This window comes from Actimicrobium sp. GrIS 1.19 (assembly GCF_035984655.1).
Taxonomy (GTDB): domain Bacteria; phylum Pseudomonadota; class Gammaproteobacteria; order Burkholderiales; family Burkholderiaceae_D; genus Actimicrobium.
On sequence record NZ_JAXCHT010000026.1, the window covers coordinates 27,898 to 47,001 of the forward strand.

A 19,104-nucleotide genomic window follows, 5' to 3' on the forward strand; every position below is an offset into this window, starting at 1 on the left:
GACCGCACGGAGTCCACCGATGACCGCATTTGCAGCACACGTTCCGGCTGTTGCCGGCGTCGAATTTGATGCGGCACTGATCGGCAAATTTCGCCAGCAGGGCCCGCGCTACACCTCGTATCCGACGGCCGACCGGTTCGTGGAAACGTTCAAGTACCGCGACTACCTGCAAGCGGTGGCCGGGCTGCGCACGCGCGGCAATCGCAAGCCGTTGTCGCTGTATCTGCACATCCCGTTTTGCGAATCCATCTGCTACTACTGCGCCTGCAACAAGATCGTCACCAAAAAGCATGAAAAGGCGGCGCTGTACCTGACCTACCTGAAGCGCGAAATCGAAATGCAGGGCCAGTTGTTCGCCGACATGAACCAGGTCGAGCAGCTGCATCTCGGCGGTGGCACGCCGACCTACTTTACCGATGCGCAGATGGCCGGACTGATGACGCATCTGCGGCGCTGGTTCAAGTTCGCGCCCGATGCGATCGGCGAATATTCGATCGAAGTCGATCCGCGCACCGTCACGCCGGAACGCGTGCACAGCCTGCGCGTGCAGGGTTTCAACCGGATCAGCCTGGGCGTGCAGGATTTCGATCCGGAAGTGCAAAAGGCGGTCAACCGCATCCAGCCCGAGGCGCAGACGCTGGCCATCATCGAGGCGGCGCGCGCGGCCGGCTATCGCTCGGTGAGCATCGATCTGATCTACGGCCTGCCCAAGCAGAATGTGATGACGATGGCGCAAACGCTGGCCAAGGTCATCGCCGCCAGCCCGGACCGCATTGCCATCTACAACTATGCGCACATGCCGCATCTGTTCAAGTCGCAGCGCCGCATTCATGAAGAAGACATGCCCAGTGGCGCGGCCAAGCTCGATATGCTGGCCTTGTGCATTCGGCGCCTGACCGACGCCGGCTACGTGTATATCGGCATGGACCATTTTGCGCGGCCCACCGACGATCTGGCGATCGCACAGCAGCAGGGCCGCCTGCATCGCAATTTCCAGGGCTACTCGACGCATGCCGAGCGCGACCTGGTGTCGTGCGGCGTCTCGGCCATCAGCGCGGTGTCGGGCACCTACAGCCAGAACGTGAAGACGCTGGAAGCGTATTACGAACACATCGACAACAACGAATTGCCGATTGCGCGCGGCATCCGGCTGGGCATGGATGATCTGCTGCGGCGTAGCATCATCGGCCAGTTGATGTGCAATTTCGAACTGTCGATTCCTGCCGTCGAGGAAGCCTGGCCGATCAACTTTGCCGAGTATTTCGCGCCGGAGCTGGCGCAGTTGCAGGCACTGGCCGAGGATGGCTTGCTGACATTGAGCAGCGATTGGTGTAGCGTCACTCCGCGCGGACGTTTGTTGATCCGCAATATCTGCATGGTGTTCGACCGCTATCTGAACCATGTCCCGGCGCATCCATTGCGCTATTCAAAAACCATTTGATGTGATCACACGTGACCGGTCCCAGCCTGTTTCCCGTATTCCTGATTGGCTTGCTCGGCAGCGTGCATTGCGTTGGCATGTGCGGCGGGATTGTTGGTGCGTTGTCGGTGGCGGCGCCGCGTGCGCGGCCGTTTCCGGTGGCGGTCATGACGGCGGCGTCGGAGCGCTCCGAACCCGCTGAACGGCTCTGGCGGGTGGCGTCGTATAACGCCGGCCGCATCGGCAGCTATGCCATTGCGGGCGCGATCGTCGGCGGCGCGGCGCGTGGCGCGCAGGCGATGACCGGACTGACGGCGTTGCAGGTGGGTGGCTACTGGCTGGCCAATCTGATGCTGGTGGCGCTCGGCCTGTACCTGATGGATGCCTGGCGCGGACTGAGCCGGCTCGAATCGCTGGGCCAGTCGCTGTGGCGGCACATCCAGCCGTTGACCAAACGCCTGCTGCCGCTCGACAGCCCGCTGAAGATGCTGGCCATGGGCGGCCTGTGGGGCTGGCTGCCGTGCGGCATGGTCTACAGCGTGCTGCTCACGGCCATGCTGACTGGCTCAGCGCTGTCTGGCGCCAGCGTGATGCTGGCGTTTGGTCTTGGCACGCTGCCGACCCTGCTGGCGATGGGGCTGGCCGGTGCGCAATTGCGCCAGTGGATGCAGCGCCGCGTGGTGCGGGTGCTGTGTGGACTGGTGGTGCTGCTGTTTGGCGTGGCCGGCCTGATGCGGGTGGCCGCTGGCATGCCGTTGAACTGGCTCGATGCGGTGTGCATTACGCCGATGACGGCGGTGGCGCCATGATGATGCGCGAGAACGCCGTGCTGGCGCAGCTGGCCGAAGCGGCGACCTGTTTTCACTGCGACCTGCCGGTGCCTCCGGACACGCACTGGCGCGTCGACATCGACGGTGCGGCGCAGCCGATGTGCTGTCCCGGTTGCGCCGCAGTGGCGCAGGCGATCGTTGACAGTGGCTTTGCCGATTACTACAGCACGCGCACCGGCTTTGCTGCGACCGCGACCCAGGCGGCCCTGGTTCCGCCCGAACTGCAGTTGTATGACAGCGCGAGCGGCACGTCCGACCCGGCCGACCCGAGCAACGTCGAAGCGACGTTCCTGATCGAAGGCATCCGTTGCGCTGCCTGTGTCTGGCTGATCGAACGCCGCTTGCTGCGACTGGCCGGCGTGCAGAGCGCCTTGATGAACGTCTCGACGGAACGGCTGCAGGTGTGCTGGCGCTCCGACCTGTGCAAGCCGAGCCAGATTGCGGCAACGCTGCGCGCCATCGGTTATGCCGCCTATCCTTTCGATCCGGTGCGGCACGGTGCGCAACTCGATCGCGCCAAAAGGACCCTGTTCCGCCAGTTGTTCATTGCCGGCCTGTGCATGATGCAGGTCATGATGTATGCGCTGCCGATGTATCTGGCGACCGATGGCACCATGGACGCCGACATGGCCGCCCTGATGCGCTGGGCCGGCTTGTTGCTGACTCTGCCGGCACTGACCTATTCGGCCCTGCCGTTTTATCGCGGCGCCTGGGTCAATCTGAAAAGCGGCATGCTCGGCATGGATGTACCGGTCGTGCTGGGAATTAGCGCGGCCTTCGTCGGCAGCGTGGTGGCGACCTGGCGCGGCGTCGGCGAGGTGTATTTCGATTCGATCACGATGTTCATTTTTCTGCTGCTGTGCAGCCGCTATCTGGAGCTGCTGGCGCGGCGCAAGGCAGCCTCGGCGCTGAGCCGCATGCAGAACGCGCTGCCGGCCTCGGCGCTGCGCTTGACCGGTTACCCGGATGCGCGCACGACCGAACTGGTCGCGCCGACCGCGCTGGCCGAAGGCGATCTGATTCTGATCCGGCCGGGTGACGCCGTTGCCGCCGATGGCATCATCATCGATGGCGCCAGCAGCGTCGACCTGTCGCTGCTGACCGGCGAGAGCCAGCCGCAGCATCGCCAGCCGGGCGACAGCTTGCCGGGCGGCGCGGTCAATGTCGGGCAACCAGTCGTGTTGCGCGTCACGTATGCGGCGCGCGACAGCACCCTGTCGGTGTTGATGAAACTGATCGAGCGGGCCGGGCAGGGCAAGCCGCAACTGGCCCAGTGGGCCGATCGCGTGGCGGCCTGGTTCGTCACGCTGCTGTTGCTGCTGGTGGTGATTGTCTTCGCGCTGTGGCAATGGATCGATCCGGCGCGATCGTGGCCGATTGCGATTGCCCTGCTGGTGGTGTCGTGCCCGTGCGCACTGTCGCTCGCCACCCCGACTGCGCTGGCTGCCGCGACCGACCGGCTGGTGCGGCGCGGTGTGCTGATCGTACAGTCGCATGTCCTCGAAACCCTGCAACGTGCAACCCACGTCATCTTCGACAAAACCGGCACGCTGACGCTCGGCCGGCCAATCTTGCGGCATGTGGACATGCTCGGCGCTGCATCCCGCGCATGGTGTCTGCAGCTCGCGGCCAGCCTTGAACAGTCCAGCGCACACCCGCTTGGGGCGGCCATCGTCGAGGCGGCCCGGGCGGATGCATCGCTGGCGCCGGGCGGGGCCGTGACCGACCTGCGGCATGTACCCGGCCAGGGGCTGGAGGGCAGTTTGGCGGGCGTGCGTTATCGACTCGGCTCGGCCGCCTTTGTGCAGGAAGTCACCGGCAGCGCTTGCGCCGAGGTGGCCAGTACCGAACTGACGGCGGTGTATCTGGGTGGTAGCGGCGGCTGGCTGGCGCGTTTCGATCTGGCCGATGGCCTGCGACCCGATGCGCTGGACGTGGTGCGGCAGCTGCAGGCCAGTGGCCGCACGGTGATTCTGCTGAGCGGCGACCAGCCCGGCGTGACGCAGTCGGTGGCGGCGGAGCTTGGCATCGGTACCGCACTGGGCGGTTGTCTGCCGCAGCAGAAGCTGGCCTACGTGCAGGCGTTGCAGCGCGACGGCGCGATTGTCGCGATGGTTGGCGATGGCATCAACGACGCGGCCGTCCTGAAGGGCGCCGATGTGTCATTTGCGATGGGCAGCGGCGCTGCGCTGGCACAGTTGCACGCTGACTGCGTGCTGCTGTCGGGGCGGCTGTCATCGGTATGCGAGGTCGCCGATGCGGCAAACCGGACCATTGCCGTGATTCACCAGAACCTGTGGTGGGCCAGCCTGTACAACCTGATCGCGATTCCGGCCGCGGCACTGGGCTGGCTCAATCCCTGGATGAGCGGCATTGGCATGTCGGTCAGTTCGGCAGTGGTGGTGGTCAACGCCTTGCGGCTGCGACGCGGCGGGCGCCCGATGCACACGGTGGGGGACTGACCATGGAAGCCCTGTATCTGCTGGTGCCGTTGAGCGTGGCGTTGGTGTTTCTGGCCATCCGGATCTTTTTCGGCATGTCCGACAGCGGTCAGTTCGATGACATGGTGGGGCCGGCGCTACGTATCCTGCAGGACGACGATCGTACCGTTGTCGAGGTTGACCGCCCGCCTGCGGAGCCAGCGCCGGAGCGGCTGCCCTGATCGGCATTGTTGTCGAAACGACCATCATATATCTGCTGCGGCATCGTCTTCTGCATCATCCGGCGTGCTATGTTTGCGAACAAACATGGCGGCGACTTCGACATCGTGCGTCACAATAACTACGTGCGGCATTGCGGCAAATGCGGCATCACCCCGATCGGTCAGTATGCGCAGATTTCTGTTTGCACCAGCATTTGACGCTCCCGGGGTGCGCACCAGCCTGTCCCTGCTGGTCATTGCATCAATTCTGCCGATCGCCCTGATTTCCATATTCCTGATGGTGCATTTCTATGCGCAGGAACGGGCGCAACTACTCAATAACGTGACCAGCGCCGCGCGCGGCATGATCGGCTCGGTGGACCGCGACATTGCCGTCACCACGGCGGCGTTGCAGGTGCTGGGCACCTCGCGCACGCTGCATGCCGGCAAATTGGCGGTGTTTCACGAACGGGCAATCAATGCATTGCGCGACATGAATGCGGAAAACATCGCGCTGATGGCGCCCAACGGACAACTGTTGCTGACCACTGCCCGCCGGTTCGGCGCGGTCCTGCCAAGTCTGGCAGATGAACCATCGTTGATGCGTGCGCTGGAGGTCGGCGGTCCGGCCGTGTCGGATCTGGTGTGGGGCAGGGTGTCGGGCCATTTCGTGGTGGCCGTCGAGGTGCCGGTGAAATGCGGCGCCAATAGCACCTGCTCACTGAACGCGACCATAACGCCTCAACGCTTTGCCCAAGTGCTCAAGGACCAGAAATTACCCGACACTTGGCGTGCGGCGTTGCTCGATCGCAATGGCACGATCGTCGCACGTAGTCATGATGCCGAAAAATTCGTCGGTAGAAAGGCGACAGCGGGCGTGCTGCGGCAGATCGGAATCAGTGCCGAGGGCCATGTTGAAACTACCACTCTGGAGGGCATCGCAGTGGTTGCTTCACATAGCCGTTCGCCAGTGAATAACTGGACAGTGGTCGTGGCAGTCCCGATCAATGAATTGTCTGCACAGCTGTGGCAAACGCTTGGCTGGCTGGTGGCTGCAACGGTGGCCGCGCTGATGATCGGATTGGCGCTGGCCTGGTTCCTCGGCGGGCGCATCGCCCGATCAATCACGGCACTGACCAAGCCGGCCATTGCGCTGGGTAGCGGCGATGTCCTGTCGATTCCGCCGATTGCCTTCAAGGAAGCCAACGAAATGCGCCAGGCGCTGCTCGATGCCGGCCTGACGCTGCATCAGGCGCGCCACGCCGCGCAGCATGATGTACTGACCGGATTACCCAACCGCACGTTGCTGGGCAAAGTCATCGGCGAGCAGTTGCAGCGCTGCGCCGTCGATGGCAGCACGCTGGTGATCCTGTATCTGGACCTGGACGGCTTCAAGGAGATCAACGACCAGCATGGTCACGCCATTGGCGACCAGCTGTTGCGCGAGGTCGGCACGCGCATCAGCGCGGCGGTGCGCGACGCCGACATGGTGGCGCGGCTCGGCGGCGATGAATTCGTCATCGTGCTGGCGCACTCCGACATGGACAGTGCCGCCGCCTTCGGCACCAGACTCATCGAGATCATCTCGACGCCATACCGGATCGCCGACATCGATGTGGAAATTTCGGCCAGCATCGGTATCGCCAGCTATCCATCGAGCGGCTCGGACCACGCCACCCTGCTCAAGATGGCCGACCAGGCGATGTACCAGGCCAAGCAGCGCGGCAAGCGCCAGGTGTGCGTGGCAACGGGCTAGGCATTGCCTGCGCGCGTTCGCCGAACCCGGCCATTGCGCTTGCACGATGACACACCGCAAGCAACCAGCCTGATCAACAGGTGTTGGTATTCGCGACGAATCTTGCCGATTTGATTCACATCAAGGATTTTGGGGAACCATCGCCATACCCTCCACTTGTCATCGTTGCAATCTCGGGGAGAACGTTTGTGGTCACAGAACAAAATTACAATTACAAGATCGTCAAGCAGTTTACGATCGCCACCGTGGTGTGGGGGGTGGTCGGCATGCTGGTCGGCCTCATCATCGCTGCGCAGCTGGCCTGGCCCGCGCTGAACTTCGACATCCCGTGGCTGACTTACGGTCGGCTGCGACCGTTGCATACCAATGCGGTGATCTTTGCGTTCGGCATCAGCGGCCTGTTTGCGACGTCCTACTACGTGGTGCAGCGCACCTGTCAGGTCAGACTGTTCTCGGACAAGCTGGCCGCCTTCACGTTCTGGGGCTGGCAAGCCGTCATTCTGTCGGCGGTGGTGACCTTGCCGATGGGCTTCACGCGCGGCAAGGAATACGCCGAACTCGAATGGCCGATCACGCTGCTGATCACGGTGGTCTGGCTGGTGTATGCGACGGTCTTTTTCGGCACGCTGATGAAGCGCAAGGTCAAGCACATCTACGTCGCCAACTGGTTCTTCGGCGCCTACATCATCGCGGTGGCGCTGCTGCATGTGGTCAACGGCATGAGCATGCCCGCCTCGCTGTTCAAATCCTATTCGGCCTACGCCGGCGTGCAGGATGCCATGATCCAGTGGTGGTACGGCCATAACGCAGTGGGCTTTATCCTCACCGCCGGTTACCTCGGCATGGTGTACTACTTCATTCCAAAGCAGGCCGAACGGCCGGTGTATTCGTATCAGCTGTCGATCGTGCATTTCTGGGCGCTGATCTTCACCTACATGTGGGCCGGTCCGCATCATCTGCATTACACCGCGCTGCCAGACTGGACCCAATCGATCGGCATGGTGTTTTCGCTGATCCTGCTGGCGCCAAGCTGGGGCGGCATGATCAATGGCGTGATGACCCTGTCGGGCGCCTGGCACAAGCTGCGTTCCGATCCGATCCTGAAGTTCATGATCGTGTCACTGTCCTTCTACGGCATGTCGACCTTCGAAGGTCCGATGATGTCCATCAAGACCGTCAATTCGCTGTCGCACTACACCGACTGGGGCATCGCCCACGTCCATTCCGGCGCACTCGGCTGGGTTGGCTTCATCACGATGGGCTCGATCTATTATCTGATCCCGCGCGTTTCCGGCAAGGTCGAGATGTGGAGCACACGCCTGGTCGACGCCCACTTCTGGGTTGCCACCATCGGCGTGGTGTTGTACATCGCGGCGATGTGGATTGCCGGTGTGATGCAGGGCCTGATGTGGCGCGCAGTCAATGACGATGGCACGCTGACCTACAGCTTTGTCGAAGGCGTCAAGGCGACCTATCCGTATTACGTGGTCCGGTTCACCGGCGGCTGGTTGTACCTGACGGGCATGTGCCTGATGGCTTACAACACGTTCATGACCATGCGTGGCGGGCAGGCTGTGCAAGCCCGCATCCCCGCACTGTCGCCAGCTCACATTTGATCCCGGAGTCCTCAATGAAATTTTCCCATGCATGGATCGAAAGCAATCCCTGGCTGCTGATTGGTCTGGTACTGCTGGTCATCAGTTTTGGCGGTGCGGTCGAAATCATCCCGCTGTTTTTCCAGAAAACCCTGACCGAGCCGGTCACCGGCCTCAAGCCCTACACGGCGCTGACGCTGACCGGGCGCGACATCTACATTCGCGAGGGTTGCTACGGTTGCCACTCGCAAATGATCCGGCCGTTCCGCGCCGAGACCGAACGTTATGGTCACTATTCGGTGGCGGGCGAGTCTGTCTACGACCATCCGTTCCAGTGGGGCTCCAAGCGCACCGGGCCGGACCTGGCCCGTGTCGGCGCGCGCTACAGCGATGACTGGCATCGCACGCATCTGAACAATCCGCGTGATCTGGTGCCGGAGTCGAACATGCCTGGCTATCCATGGCTGGCCAAGACCCCGCTCGACCCGGCCGAGGTGATCCCGAAAATGCACGCCTTGAAGCGTCTGGGCGTGCCGTATGCCGAGAGCGACATCGTCGCCGCGCCCGCCACGCTGGTGGGCAAGTCCGAACAGGATGCGTTGATCGCGTACCTGCAAGGACTCGGCACCCTGATCAAAACCAGGAACTAACATGACAATGACAACCCTGTTCGACAATGCCAGCAGCATCATGACCGTGATCAGTCTGGCGACCTTCCTCGGCATCCTGTGGTGGACCTTTGGGGTCAAGCGCAGCAGCGATTTCGACGCCGCCGCGCAGTTGCCGTTTGCCGACGAAGTTGACGGCGCACCAGAATCGGAGCGTCGTCATGGCTGATTTCACCAGTGGTTTCTGGAACATCTACATCACCGCGTTAACGCTGCTTGGCATCATCGGCTGCGGCCTGCTGCTGTGGTCGCAGTCGACCGGCAAAGCCCGGCCGGAAACACCGGGCAAGATCGACACCACCGGCCATGTCTGGGATGAAAATCTGACCGAGTTGAACACGCCCATGCCGCGCTGGTGGATGTGGTTGTTCTACATCACCATCGTGTTCGCGCTGCTGTACCTGTTTCTGTATCCGGGCCTCGGCTCGTATGCCGGAAAACTCGGCTGGAAGTCGAGCACCGAGTATCAAGAGGAACTGGTCAAGGCCGACGCGCAATACGGGCCGCTGTTCAACAAGTATCTGAAGCAGGATCTGAAGGTGGTGGCGGCTGATCCCCAGGCGCATGCGATTGGCGAGCGCCTGTTCCTGACCTACTGTTCGCAGTGCCATGGCTCGGACGCACACGGCAACCGCGGCATTCCGAATCTGACCGACAAGGACTGGTTGTACGGCGGCGAGCCGGAAACCATCGAGGCCACGCTGCTGGGCGGGCGCAACGGCATCATGCCGTCGATGGCCGCTGCGCTGGGCAGCGAGAAGGATGTCGACAACGTGGCGCACTATGCCTTGAGCCTGTCCGGTGGCCCTGCCGATCCGATCAAGGCCGCCAACGGCAAGGAGAAATTCGGTGCCTGTGCCGCTTGTCATGGCGCCGATGGCCATGGCAATCAGGCGATGGGCGCACCCAACCTGAGCGACAAGATCTGGCTTTATGGCGGTAATGTCGAGACCATCACGGAAGGCATCCGGAACGGGCGCAACAATGTGATGCCGGCGTTCAAGGATTTCCTCGGCGAAGCGAAGGTGCATGTCCTGGCAGCGTATGTCTGGAGCCTCTCGAATGACACCGCAGTGGTTGCAAAGTAGGGTCGGATGGCAAACAGCACACCTGAAGTAGCGGTAATCAAGATGTACGCCGCGCGCGAAGAAATTTTTCCGCGCGAGGCGAAGGGCCGCTATGCGACGTTGCGCTGGCTGTGCGTGTGGATGACCCAGATTGTCTTCTACGGCTTGCCGTGGTTGCACCTGAACGGCCGGCAGGCATTGCTGTTCGATCTGGGCGCCCGCAAGTTTTACATTTTCGGGCTGGTGCTGTGGCCACAGGATTTCATCTATCTGGCCGCGCTGCTGATCGTCTGTGCGTATGGATTGTTTCTGGTCACCGCGGTGGCCGGCCGGGTCTGGTGCGGGTTTGCCTGTCCGCAGACGGTGTACACCGAAATCTTCATGTGGATCGAACGCCGCATCGAAGGCACCCGCAGCGCCCGCATGCGCCTGGCCCGGCAACCCTGGACGATCGGAAAGATCAGCCGCAAGACCGCCAAGCACCTGGCCTGGGGCGTGGTGGCCTTGTGGACTGGCGTGACCTTTGTCGGTTATTTCACGCCGGTGCATACGCTGCTGCATGGCATTGCCAACGTCACGCTCGGACCGTGGGAGTGGTTCTGGGTGTTGTTCTACGCCTTCGCCACCTATGGCAATGCCGGCTGGATGCGCGAACAGGTCTGCAAATACATGTGTCCGTATGCGCGTTTCCAGAGTGCGATGTTCGACAAGGACACCCTGATCATCACCTACGACAAGGAACGCGGTGAGCCACGCGGACCGCTGGCCAAAAAAGCTGCGCCCACCACGCCGCCGACCGGCGACTGCATCGATTGCGGATTGTGCGTGCAGGTTTGCCCAACCGGGATCGATATCCGTAACGGTTTGCAGTACGAGTGCATCGGCTGCGCTGCTTGCGTCGACGCGTGCAATTCGGTCATGGCCAAGATCGATTTGCCGGCCGGCCTGATCCGCTATTCGACCGACCATGCGATCGCCAGCCATTGGTCGATCGAGCAAATGCGTGCGCGCGTATTCCGGCCGCGCGTGCTGATCTATACCGCATTGCTGGCGCTGATCGTGACGGCGTTTTTTGTCTCGCTGTACGCGCGCACGCCGTTAAAGGTCGACGTGATTCGGGACCGTGGCGCAATGGGGCGCGTGGTCGATGATGATGTCATCGAAAATGTCTACCGGCTGCAGATCATGAACACCGGCGAAGCCAGCCATCATTACAAGCTCAGCGTCAGCGGCATTGACGGCATCGCACTGGCCTCGGCCGACGAGCTCGACCTGCTCGGGACCGGGGCGCGCGCGGTACCGGTGCGGGTGCATGTGCCGGCAGGGAAGGGCACGCCGGGGTCCAACAAGATTACCTTCACGCTGAAGGCAACCGATGGCGCGGATCTCCAGGTCAGCGAAAAAGCAGTGTTCTTTGTTCCGCGCAACGAGCACCATGACGATCACGAAAAACAGCACGACGAGCATCACTGAATGGACCTGCCAATGACATCGCACCGCACCCGAGTTCGACTCGACGACGCACCCTGGTATCGCCAGCGCTGGCCCTGGCTGATCATGCTGGGGCCATTTCTGGTGGTGCTGGCGGCGGTGTATTCCGGCTACCTGGCTTTCTCGCGCCAGGATGCCATGGTGGTGGACGACTACTACGCGAAAGGCAAGGCGATCAATCAGGATCTGCGGCGCGACCGCGTGGCGATCGAGCGCGGCCTGACGATGCGGGCCGATTACGATGCGATCAACGGTCGCTTCAACGGCGTCTTGCTCGAGCACGGCCAACCGATGACAGGCGCAATCCATCTGCATCTGGCCCATCCGACCCAGCCCGAAAAGGACCGCCATCTGGTCGCGCGACTCGACCCGCAAGGGCGCTTCAGTGTGCCGCTGCCATTGCCCGAACGGGCGCGCTGGACTGTGCTGGTCGAAGGTGACCAGCGCGACTGGCGTTTGAACGGTGACTGGAGCTGGCCACAGCAGCAGCAGGTTCAGATCAATGCAGATTTGCCGCCCGGCGGTTGAGGAATAACGATGGTGCGACTGGTAATAACGATCCTGTGGCCTGCGTTCCTGGTGGCGGCTGCCGCCACCGGCGCATTCTTTTCGTTGTTCGACCCTGGCGATCTGCTGCAACTGGTCGGCCACACTGAATTGCCGGCGCTGGCTGCTTATACGCTCGGATTCTTCTTTTTCTGGCTGGGGTGTTCCCTGGCCGGCATGCTGACTTACTATCTGAGTCACGTACCGAGCGACGTGCACCCGCCGTTCTGACAGGCCGTCACGTTGCAGCGGCGTTATGGAAATCGATCGATTTTTTGCGCGGTCATCGGTGTGGCGACCCGTGCCGTGACAGCGCACGCTGCGAAAGTGCAAACGCAATAGACGAAAGGGGCTGATGCCGCCGGTCTGGCGGCCATCCAGCGACTCTCGCACACTGCCCCCGCCGCTCCCTGCCGATGGTCCCGGTCCGTTTGCTCGGACGCGGACGCGGAGTCCCGATTCGCGCCGCGGTCGACCACCATGAGGCCCATCCAGAAGGGCATTGGATGCCAACCTTCCCGGGTGCGGGCAATGGCAAACATTCCGCAATCAGTTACAATTTGTTACTGAGGCGTCACGCCAATATTCTGTTTGTCAAGCGCGATGCCAGCCGGATCCACAGAGCGGATGCGCGAAACCGGCACAACCCTCCAGCTGCGGAAATATAGTGAAGAACACTGCTTTAATCAAAACCGTTGCCGCCAAAACCGGGCTGCTCGGCGCCGCAATGAAAGTCAAGACCAGCCCACCGCTGATCCTGATGTATCACGGCATTTCCAGGAACAGTGCCTCCAATGGCGCGCGCTCGATTGGAGGAAAACATATCGCTGTCGATTTGTTTGTCGATCAATTGCGGATCTTGCGGCGGTCGCGGCGGGTGGTCCCGATGGCTGACATGGTCCGCGAACTGTGCGCCGGCGAGGACATGCGCAACACCGTGGCGTTGACCTTCGACGACGGTTACGAAAACAATGCGCTGGTTGCGGCTCCGGTACTGGCCGACTTCAACATGACGGCGGCATTCTTCCTCATCACAGGGTTTATCGGCACCGACCGGTTCATGTGGACTGACCAGCTCGAAAAGGCATTCTCCGAGACGGCGCATGCCACGCTGCGGCTGCCGGATGACGGTGGCGAGGTATCCATCAGAACATTCGACGATAAGCAAAGAACGTTGCTGGCCATGAAAGCAAGCCTCAAGCGGAAAGAGCACCATCAGGTCGTTGACCTGGTCGAAAAAATTGCCAGCGCGCTCGGCCACACGCCTTGTCCGGCCGAGGGCGATTACCGGTTCATGTCGTGGGATCACGCGCGCGATCTGGTCCGGGCGGGTTTTGAAGTCGGTGCACACACCATCAACCACCCGATTCTGACGAATTTGCCGTTTGACGAGGCTGCCGCCGAAATCCTGGGAAGTCGCGACATGATCGTGCGCCAGACCGGTCAATGCAGCACCACATTCTGTTTTCCAAACGGCAAGTTGGCCGACATGAATCCACGTCTTCTTGAATTTTGCCGCCAGCATTTCGCGGCCGCGCTATCGACCGAGCGCGGCGCCGCCTCCGTCGATGATCTGTTTGAACTGAAGCGATTGTCGGCTTCGGGCTTGCAAAGCTCCGAGAATATGGAGTGGATGTTGTTAAGGGGATATTGAAAGTGTATTCTGACGTCCGCTTGAGAGCGTCCGGAAAAACATGCCGGGCGCGTCGTGCCCAGCCCTCCCGGCACGTCTTGCCGGATGTGCCAAGGCTGGTTTCCAGCGCGCCGTTGTTGTCCGGCTGCCCGGAAATCGGCATCCCAATCGTCCTCCGTTGTTGCGGAAACAAATACTGATATCACGGAGAGAGTTGAATGACTGGAAGCGACCCTGCATTTGGCTCGGCGCGGTTACTTGGTCAGGTCGAGTTTGCGCTCACGCTGCCTCCGACGCACCAGCCGCAAGATCTGCTGCCGAAAATGACCGGGCACCTGCGTCGGCATGTCCGCGCCTTTGATGCAAAAGAGGCATGTCCGGACTGGTGGGAGCCGCTTTATCGGATCGCCAGCAATGCGGCGATATTTTTGTCGCGCGACTGGATGGAAACCTGGATCGGAATCTACGGCGCTGAATTCACCGGCAACTGGGTCTGGTGGTCATGTAACGGGGTGGTCGTGGGCGGCTGCCTGTTGTTGAGAAAAACCGCGCGTATCAGTGTGTTCTTCATGCCAACGCTGTACTTGAACGCCGGCGGCGCCACATCGACGCGCTCACCACTTGCCGAACATAACGACGTGTTGTTCGCACCCGGCCATGAGGATGCCATTGTCAGCGACCTGACGGAATTTCTGTCGACGCTGGCGTGGAGCCGCATTGTCCTGAGCGGTTGTTGCGCCAATGGGATCATCGAACGGGTAATCGCTGCGATTCCACAGTCGCGATCGGACCTCGATCACAAGCCGGCGCCCTACGTGAATATCGAGAGCCTGCGCGATGCGCCGTTCCTGACGCAGGTATCGAGCAACACGCGTGCGCAAGTCAAGCGCTCGCAACGTGTTTACGAAGCCGAATCCGGACCGGTGTCGCTGGTGGCGGCGACCGATCTGGACACCGGCATGGAATTCTTTGACGAACTGGCCACGCTGCACAACGAACGCTGGGCCGGAAAAGGCGTGGCAGGATCGTTCTCCAGCCAGAGCGCTGTCGCGTTCCACCGCGCGCTGATTCGTCGCTTGTGGTCTTCTGGCGGCGTGAAGCTCCTGCGCGTCACGGCCGGCCAGAGCACAGTGGGTGTTTTGTATAATTTCATTTCCGACGGGGCAGTATTTTTTTATCAGTCGGGCTTCGCCTGGCAGCAGAACAGTCAATTGAAACCGGGTCTGTTGACCCATTGCCTGGCGATTGAACATTGCCGTATCGATGGCTTGCGTGAATATGACTTTCTTGCGGGCGATTCGCAGTACAAGCGTTCGTTGTCGACGCATCAGCGTCACCTGTTCTGGGCCACCGTTTATCGGGCCCGCGGCGGTGTAAAAGTGTTTTTGATGGCTCAGAAGTTCAAGCGGTTGTTGATGCGACTTCGGGCTCGTGCAATTGCGCGACTGCGCAAATGATCTGCGCTGACATGCTCTGCAGCCTGAGAGCCGACGCGCACAGCGATTCACCATGAGGAGACTGGGATGCCCGCCCAACGTCGTGCCAGCACACCCGGAATAAGCGTCGTCATACCCGCCTTTAACGCTGCGGCAACGCTCGAAGAGGCGCTGCACAGCGTTTTCTTGCAAACCACTACCATTCCCCTTGAAGTGATTGTCGTCGACGACGGCTCGACGGATGGCACCGCCGAGGTACTGCGCCGATTTGGAAGTGCCGTGACCACGCTGCACCAGCCCAATAGTGGCCTGGCCGAAGCCCGACGCGCCGGCATTGCGATGGCGCGCGGCGACTACATCGCGCTGTTCGACGCCGACGACATCTGTGAGCCGGAACGCCTTGCGATGCAATCGGCATACCTTGCGCAGCGCCCCGAGGTGCTTTTGGTGGCATCGGATTTTTCAGCGTTCAATGACGACGGCAGCCTTGGCGCATCCTTCGGCCAATCCTATTACGGGGCATTTCGTCGCTATCCGCGTGGCGTTCCCGATATCTTTTCGGTGCAGGAGGAGTTCGGCACGGCGCAAGGGACCAGCTCCGGGTGCAGCGTGGCCAGCTATCGTGGCCTGATCTACGAAAAACTGGTACTTGGCAATTTCATCCATCCGCCCACCGTGATGTTCCGGCGCACGGTGCTGGATCTGGTCGGCAATTTCGATCCGGAGGCAGGCTCGATGTGCGATTGGGACTGGATCATGCAGGTCGCGCGGCAAGGGCAGATCGGGTTCCTGAAACGGGATTTGCTGCGCTATCGCATCTCGTCAAGCCAGATGTCCGGTGCGCGGTATCGTTACCGCCGTGCGGTCGACATCATTCGTGTGCTGGAACGACTGCGGCGCAGGGATCCTGAAATCTATCAACTGCACCGGCGCGAATTCGATGAGAAGCAGGGTGCCTTCAGTCTCGACGCGGCCGATGCCGTGTGCGAAGAAGACCGCATCGCCGCGTTCGGCTGGCTCTGGCGCAGTGTGCTGCGTTACCGCCATGTCGAAACCCGGTCAGCGCGCATTCTGGCAAAGCTATGCATGCCGTCGTGGCTGCGCGGACTTGCGCGTCAGATTGGCAGCGGCGCGCCTGCGGCAGTGACTGAAGGGTGATGGCCGCCACGGACGTCGCGCCGTGTGCGCCCGATCACATCGGCGTGCAGTGTTCCGTTCCCGCCGCCAGACCCTTGAGCATGACCGGATCAAGCAGGCGCACCTCACGCTTGTCGACTTCCAGCCAGCCCTGTTTCTTGAAGCGCGACAGCAGGCGGCTGATGCTTTCGATCGTCAATCCGAGGTAGTTGCCGATATCCTCGCGCGACATGCGCAGCTGGAAGCAGGTCGACGAATAGCCGCGTGCGGCATAACGCGATGACAGGTTGACGAGGAAGGCGGCAAAGCGCTGTTCTGCGCGCATATTGCCAAGCAGCAGCATGACGTTCTGTTCGCGCATGATTTCCTGGCTCATGATGCGATGAAAGTGATGTAGCAAGGTCGGGATCTGCCCGAACAGTTCTTCCAGCCGGACGAATGGGATCTCGCACACCTCGCTGTCTTCCAGCGCCACGGCGTCGCAGTGGTGCTGTTCGGCGCTGATCGCATCCATGCCCAGCAATTCACCGGCCATTTGAAACCCCGTGATGTGGCTGTCGCCGCCGGCATCGACCTGGCAGGTCTTGAAATGACCAAAGCGCACTGCGTAGAGATTCCGAAAGGGATCATTCATCCGGTACAGCACCTCATCGCGGGCGATGCGTCTGCGGCGGCCGATGATCTGGTCGAGTTTGTTGATGTCCGCCTCATTCAGGCCCATCGGCAGGCACAACTGATGCATGCTGCAGCCGGCGCAGCTGGCCTTCAAAGCTGGAATGTTGATGACGGCGGGGGTGATGCGTGCAAGGGATTGGTCCATGCCTAGTGTGTACCATGAATATGCGCGGATTGCGCTGATTTCCAAGGATTGCTTTGCATGGAACCATGTTGCCATGCTTTTACACTTTCAAGCGCACACCGTGCGCCTGTGAATCGCATGCCTTTAGTGCCGATCAAAATGCTAGATGGAAACCAGCCGCAAGCAGTTGCGCTATGCGGCAATCCGGCTGCGTCGCTCGATGACCTGCCTGCGGTGCCCGCCGTTTTCTACTGCGGCGCGCGATCGGCTGCAAACAGTTTGTCATAGGCCGCCAGCAGGGTCTGGTGCATGGCGCTGCCCTGCATGTCAGGCCCGAGCGTGGCAAGGCCGAAGAAACGCTCCCTGCGGTCAAGCAGGGCGGCCGCCTGCCGCACCGTCTCAGGCCCGTACAAGAGATCCAGTGCCCGCCGGTGGTTTTCGGGATCGTCCAGATTGAGCAGGCTTTCGATGCAGCGATAGACCAGACGGCGCGCCGGATTCATTTGCTTGTACTGGTGGATCCAGTCGCAGCCCTCGCGGGTGGCTTCCTCGTCGCCGATTGCCAGTGCCAGCAGCGTCTTGAGCTCGCCGATACGCAGTTCCTTCCATGCAGTGCCAACCGGAATCGCCAGCCCGAGGATTTCCCACAACGGACGTTCGTCGTTCAGGTTCGAGGTTTGCAGATAGTCCAGCAGTTGCGCCGATTCGGCGTCATTGAGCGCATCGAGGCGCACCAGTGCCGGCCGGATGTCATTGCCGACACTGTTGTTTTCCCATTCCAGATCTTCCACCGGATAGATTTCCGACATGCCCGGCACCAGGATGCGGCAGCTGTACGCGCCTTGTTCGCTGAAGTCGGCAACGTAGATGTCCTTGCCCTCGGCATGCACGGCCTGGCACAACCAGTGGTAATCCTCTTCGGTGGTGTTGCTGAAGTTCCAGTCGGCGAACGGGAAGTCGGGCGTGTCGCCCAGGAAGTTCCAGCTGACCACGCCGCTTGAATCGACAAAATGAATTTCCAGATTGGCGACTGCGGTGATCTCATCCATGTCGAAACCGGGCTCCGGGAAACCTTCGAGCGATTCCAGCGCACGGCCTTGCAGCAGTTCGGTGAGTGCCCGTTCGAGCGCGATCTCGAAACGCGGATGGGCGCCGAAGCTGGCGAACACGCCCTGGTCCTTCGGGTGCAGCAGCGTCACGCACATGACCGGATACCGTCCGCCGAGCGAGGCGTCACGCACCAGAATGCCAAAGCCGGCTTCGCGCAGACCCTTGATGCCGGCGGCGATGCCCGGATAGCGCGCGATGACATCCTCGGGCACCTCGGGCAGGCACAGTCCTTCGCTGATGATGCGGTATTTGATGTGACGTTCGAAGATTTCCGAGAGTGCCTGGCTGCGTGCCTCCATCATCGTATTGCCCGCAGCCATGCCGTTGCTGACATACAGATTGCCGATGATGTTGACCGGAATCCAGGTCGCCGTGCCATCGCGCAGACGGGTGTAGGGCAGGGCACAGATGCCCCGTTCGACATTGCCTGAATTCAGATCGACCAGCACCTGGCTGTCGATTTCGCTGTCCGGGTTGTAGAAGGCATGTAGCTCGGGATTGAGCAGCTCGGTCGGCCAGCGGCCATCTTCGCTGGGGGCGAACCAGCGTTCTTGCGGGTAATGCACGAAAGGGCGGTTGGCGCGGGTCGCGCCGAGATAGAAATGGGTCCAGAAATAATGCGTGCCAAGGCGTTCGAAAAATTCGCCATAGGCGCTGGCACGGGCCGCCAGTTCAGTCGCCCCTTTTCCGTTGGAGAACAGCATCGGGCAATCGCGGTCGCGCATGTGGACCGACCAGATCGCTTCAACCGGATTCAACCAGGACGATTCGTCCAGCGTAAAGCCGCGTACGGCCAGTTTGGCCTGCATGGTGCGAATGGTGGATTCCAGTGAGGCGTCTTTGCCGGGGATAAAGCTTTCGGTTTGCATGGGGGACTCGGTGGGTTGTCTGGATGCGACGCACGCGATGGCCGCCGTCGGGTATGCGGATTTTACAGAGATGCGCGCCGCAGGGCGACTGGTAAATTGTCGCCGG

At 61.4% G+C, this 19,104-nt stretch carries 17 protein-coding genes; 15 read left to right on the top strand and 2 right to left on the bottom strand.

Annotated elements, in window-relative coordinates:
* The first annotated feature begins 19 nt into the window (after positions 1-19).
* The 15 genes from hemN to RCH09_RS16340 all read left to right on the top strand — a co-directional run bounded on the left by hemN (position 20) and on the right by RCH09_RS16340 (position 16,241).
* On the top strand, positions 20-1,441 hold the full coding sequence (gene hemN, locus RCH09_RS16270) for an oxygen-independent coproporphyrinogen III oxidase (RefSeq protein WP_326942185.1): 1,422 nt from the start codon (positions 20-22) through the stop codon (positions 1,439-1,441).
* 11 nt (positions 1,442-1,452) lie between these two features.
* Positions 1,453-2,229, top strand: a complete 777-nt coding sequence (locus RCH09_RS16275) for a sulfite exporter TauE/SafE family protein (protein ID WP_326942186.1) — start codon at positions 1,453-1,455, stop codon at positions 2,227-2,229.
* The gene (locus tag RCH09_RS16280) at positions 2,226-4,712 is read left to right on the top strand and encodes a heavy metal translocating P-type ATPase (RefSeq protein WP_442785050.1); all 2,487 of its coding nucleotides are present in this window, start codon (positions 2,226-2,228) and stop codon (positions 4,710-4,712) included. The genes RCH09_RS16275 and RCH09_RS16280 overlap by 4 nt, the downstream gene beginning before the upstream one ends.
* 2 nt (positions 4,713-4,714) lie before the next feature.
* Entirely contained in the window at positions 4,715-4,912 is a 198-nt protein-coding gene (gene ccoS, locus RCH09_RS16285) for a cbb3-type cytochrome oxidase assembly protein CcoS (protein WP_326942187.1), read from the top strand.
* 166 nt (positions 4,913-5,078) lie between these two features.
* Positions 5,079-6,647: a sensor domain-containing diguanylate cyclase gene (locus tag RCH09_RS16290; RefSeq protein ID WP_326942188.1), complete on the top strand. Its 1,569-nt coding sequence runs from the start codon at positions 5,079-5,081 to the stop codon at positions 6,645-6,647.
* 188 nt (positions 6,648-6,835) lie between these two features.
* Positions 6,836-8,263, top strand: coding sequence for a cytochrome-c oxidase, cbb3-type subunit I (gene ccoN / locus RCH09_RS16295; protein WP_326942189.1), 1,428 nt, complete (start codon positions 6,836-6,838; stop codon positions 8,261-8,263).
* A 14-nt stretch (positions 8,264-8,277) separates the two neighbouring features.
* A complete protein-coding gene (ccoO, locus tag RCH09_RS16300; RefSeq protein ID WP_326942190.1) occupies positions 8,278-8,892 on the top strand; it encodes a cytochrome-c oxidase, cbb3-type subunit II in 615 nt (204 codons plus the stop codon).
* Between the two features lies 1 nt (position 8,893).
* Complete coding sequence (locus RCH09_RS16305; RefSeq protein ID WP_326942191.1) at positions 8,894-9,079, top strand: cbb3-type cytochrome oxidase subunit 3; 186 nt, start codon at positions 8,894-8,896, stop codon at positions 9,077-9,079.
* Positions 9,072-9,998, top strand: coding sequence for a cytochrome-c oxidase, cbb3-type subunit III (ccoP, locus tag RCH09_RS16310; protein WP_326942192.1), 927 nt, complete (start codon positions 9,072-9,074; stop codon positions 9,996-9,998). Before RCH09_RS16305 ends, ccoP begins: the two co-directional genes overlap by 8 nt.
* A 6-nt stretch (positions 9,999-10,004) precedes the next feature.
* The gene (gene ccoG / locus RCH09_RS16315; protein WP_326942193.1) at positions 10,005-11,450 is read left to right on the top strand and encodes a cytochrome c oxidase accessory protein CcoG; all 1,446 of its coding nucleotides are present in this window, start codon (positions 10,005-10,007) and stop codon (positions 11,448-11,450) included.
* 12 nt (positions 11,451-11,462) lie between these two features.
* A complete protein-coding gene (locus tag RCH09_RS16320; protein WP_326942194.1) occupies positions 11,463-11,996 on the top strand; it encodes a FixH family protein in 534 nt (177 codons plus the stop codon).
* Positions 11,997-12,005: 9 nt separating this feature from the next.
* Positions 12,006-12,245, top strand: coding sequence for a hypothetical protein (locus RCH09_RS16325; RefSeq protein ID WP_326942195.1), 240 nt, complete (start codon positions 12,006-12,008; stop codon positions 12,243-12,245).
* 271 nt (positions 12,246-12,516) lie between these two features.
* Entirely contained in the window at positions 12,517-13,668 is a 1,152-nt protein-coding gene (locus tag RCH09_RS16330; RefSeq protein WP_326942196.1) for a polysaccharide deacetylase family protein, read from the top strand.
* A 197-nt stretch (positions 13,669-13,865) separates the two neighbouring features.
* Positions 13,866-15,104: a GNAT family N-acetyltransferase gene (locus RCH09_RS16335; RefSeq protein ID WP_326942197.1), complete on the top strand. Its 1,239-nt coding sequence runs from the start codon at positions 13,866-13,868 to the stop codon at positions 15,102-15,104.
* 66 nt (positions 15,105-15,170) lie between these two features.
* Positions 15,171-16,241, top strand: a complete 1,071-nt coding sequence (locus RCH09_RS16340; protein WP_326942198.1) for a glycosyltransferase family 2 protein — start codon at positions 15,171-15,173, stop codon at positions 16,239-16,241.
* A 34-nt stretch (positions 16,242-16,275) separates the two neighbouring features.
* On the opposite strand, the gene fnr is transcribed toward RCH09_RS16340, so the two are convergent.
* Both fnr and ycaO read right to left on the bottom strand, forming a co-directional pair.
* Positions 16,276-17,040 carry a fumarate/nitrate reduction transcriptional regulator Fnr gene (gene fnr / locus RCH09_RS16345; RefSeq protein WP_326942199.1) on the bottom strand — a complete coding sequence of 255 codons (765 nt, stop codon included), beginning with the start codon at positions 17,038-17,040 and terminating at the stop codon, positions 16,276-16,278.
* 227 nt (positions 17,041-17,267) lie between these two features.
* Positions 17,268-18,998 carry a 30S ribosomal protein S12 methylthiotransferase accessory factor YcaO gene (ycaO, locus tag RCH09_RS16350; protein WP_326942200.1) on the bottom strand — a complete coding sequence of 577 codons (1,731 nt, stop codon included), beginning with the start codon at positions 18,996-18,998 and terminating at the stop codon, positions 17,268-17,270.
* Positions 18,999-19,104: the final 106 nt, after the last annotated feature.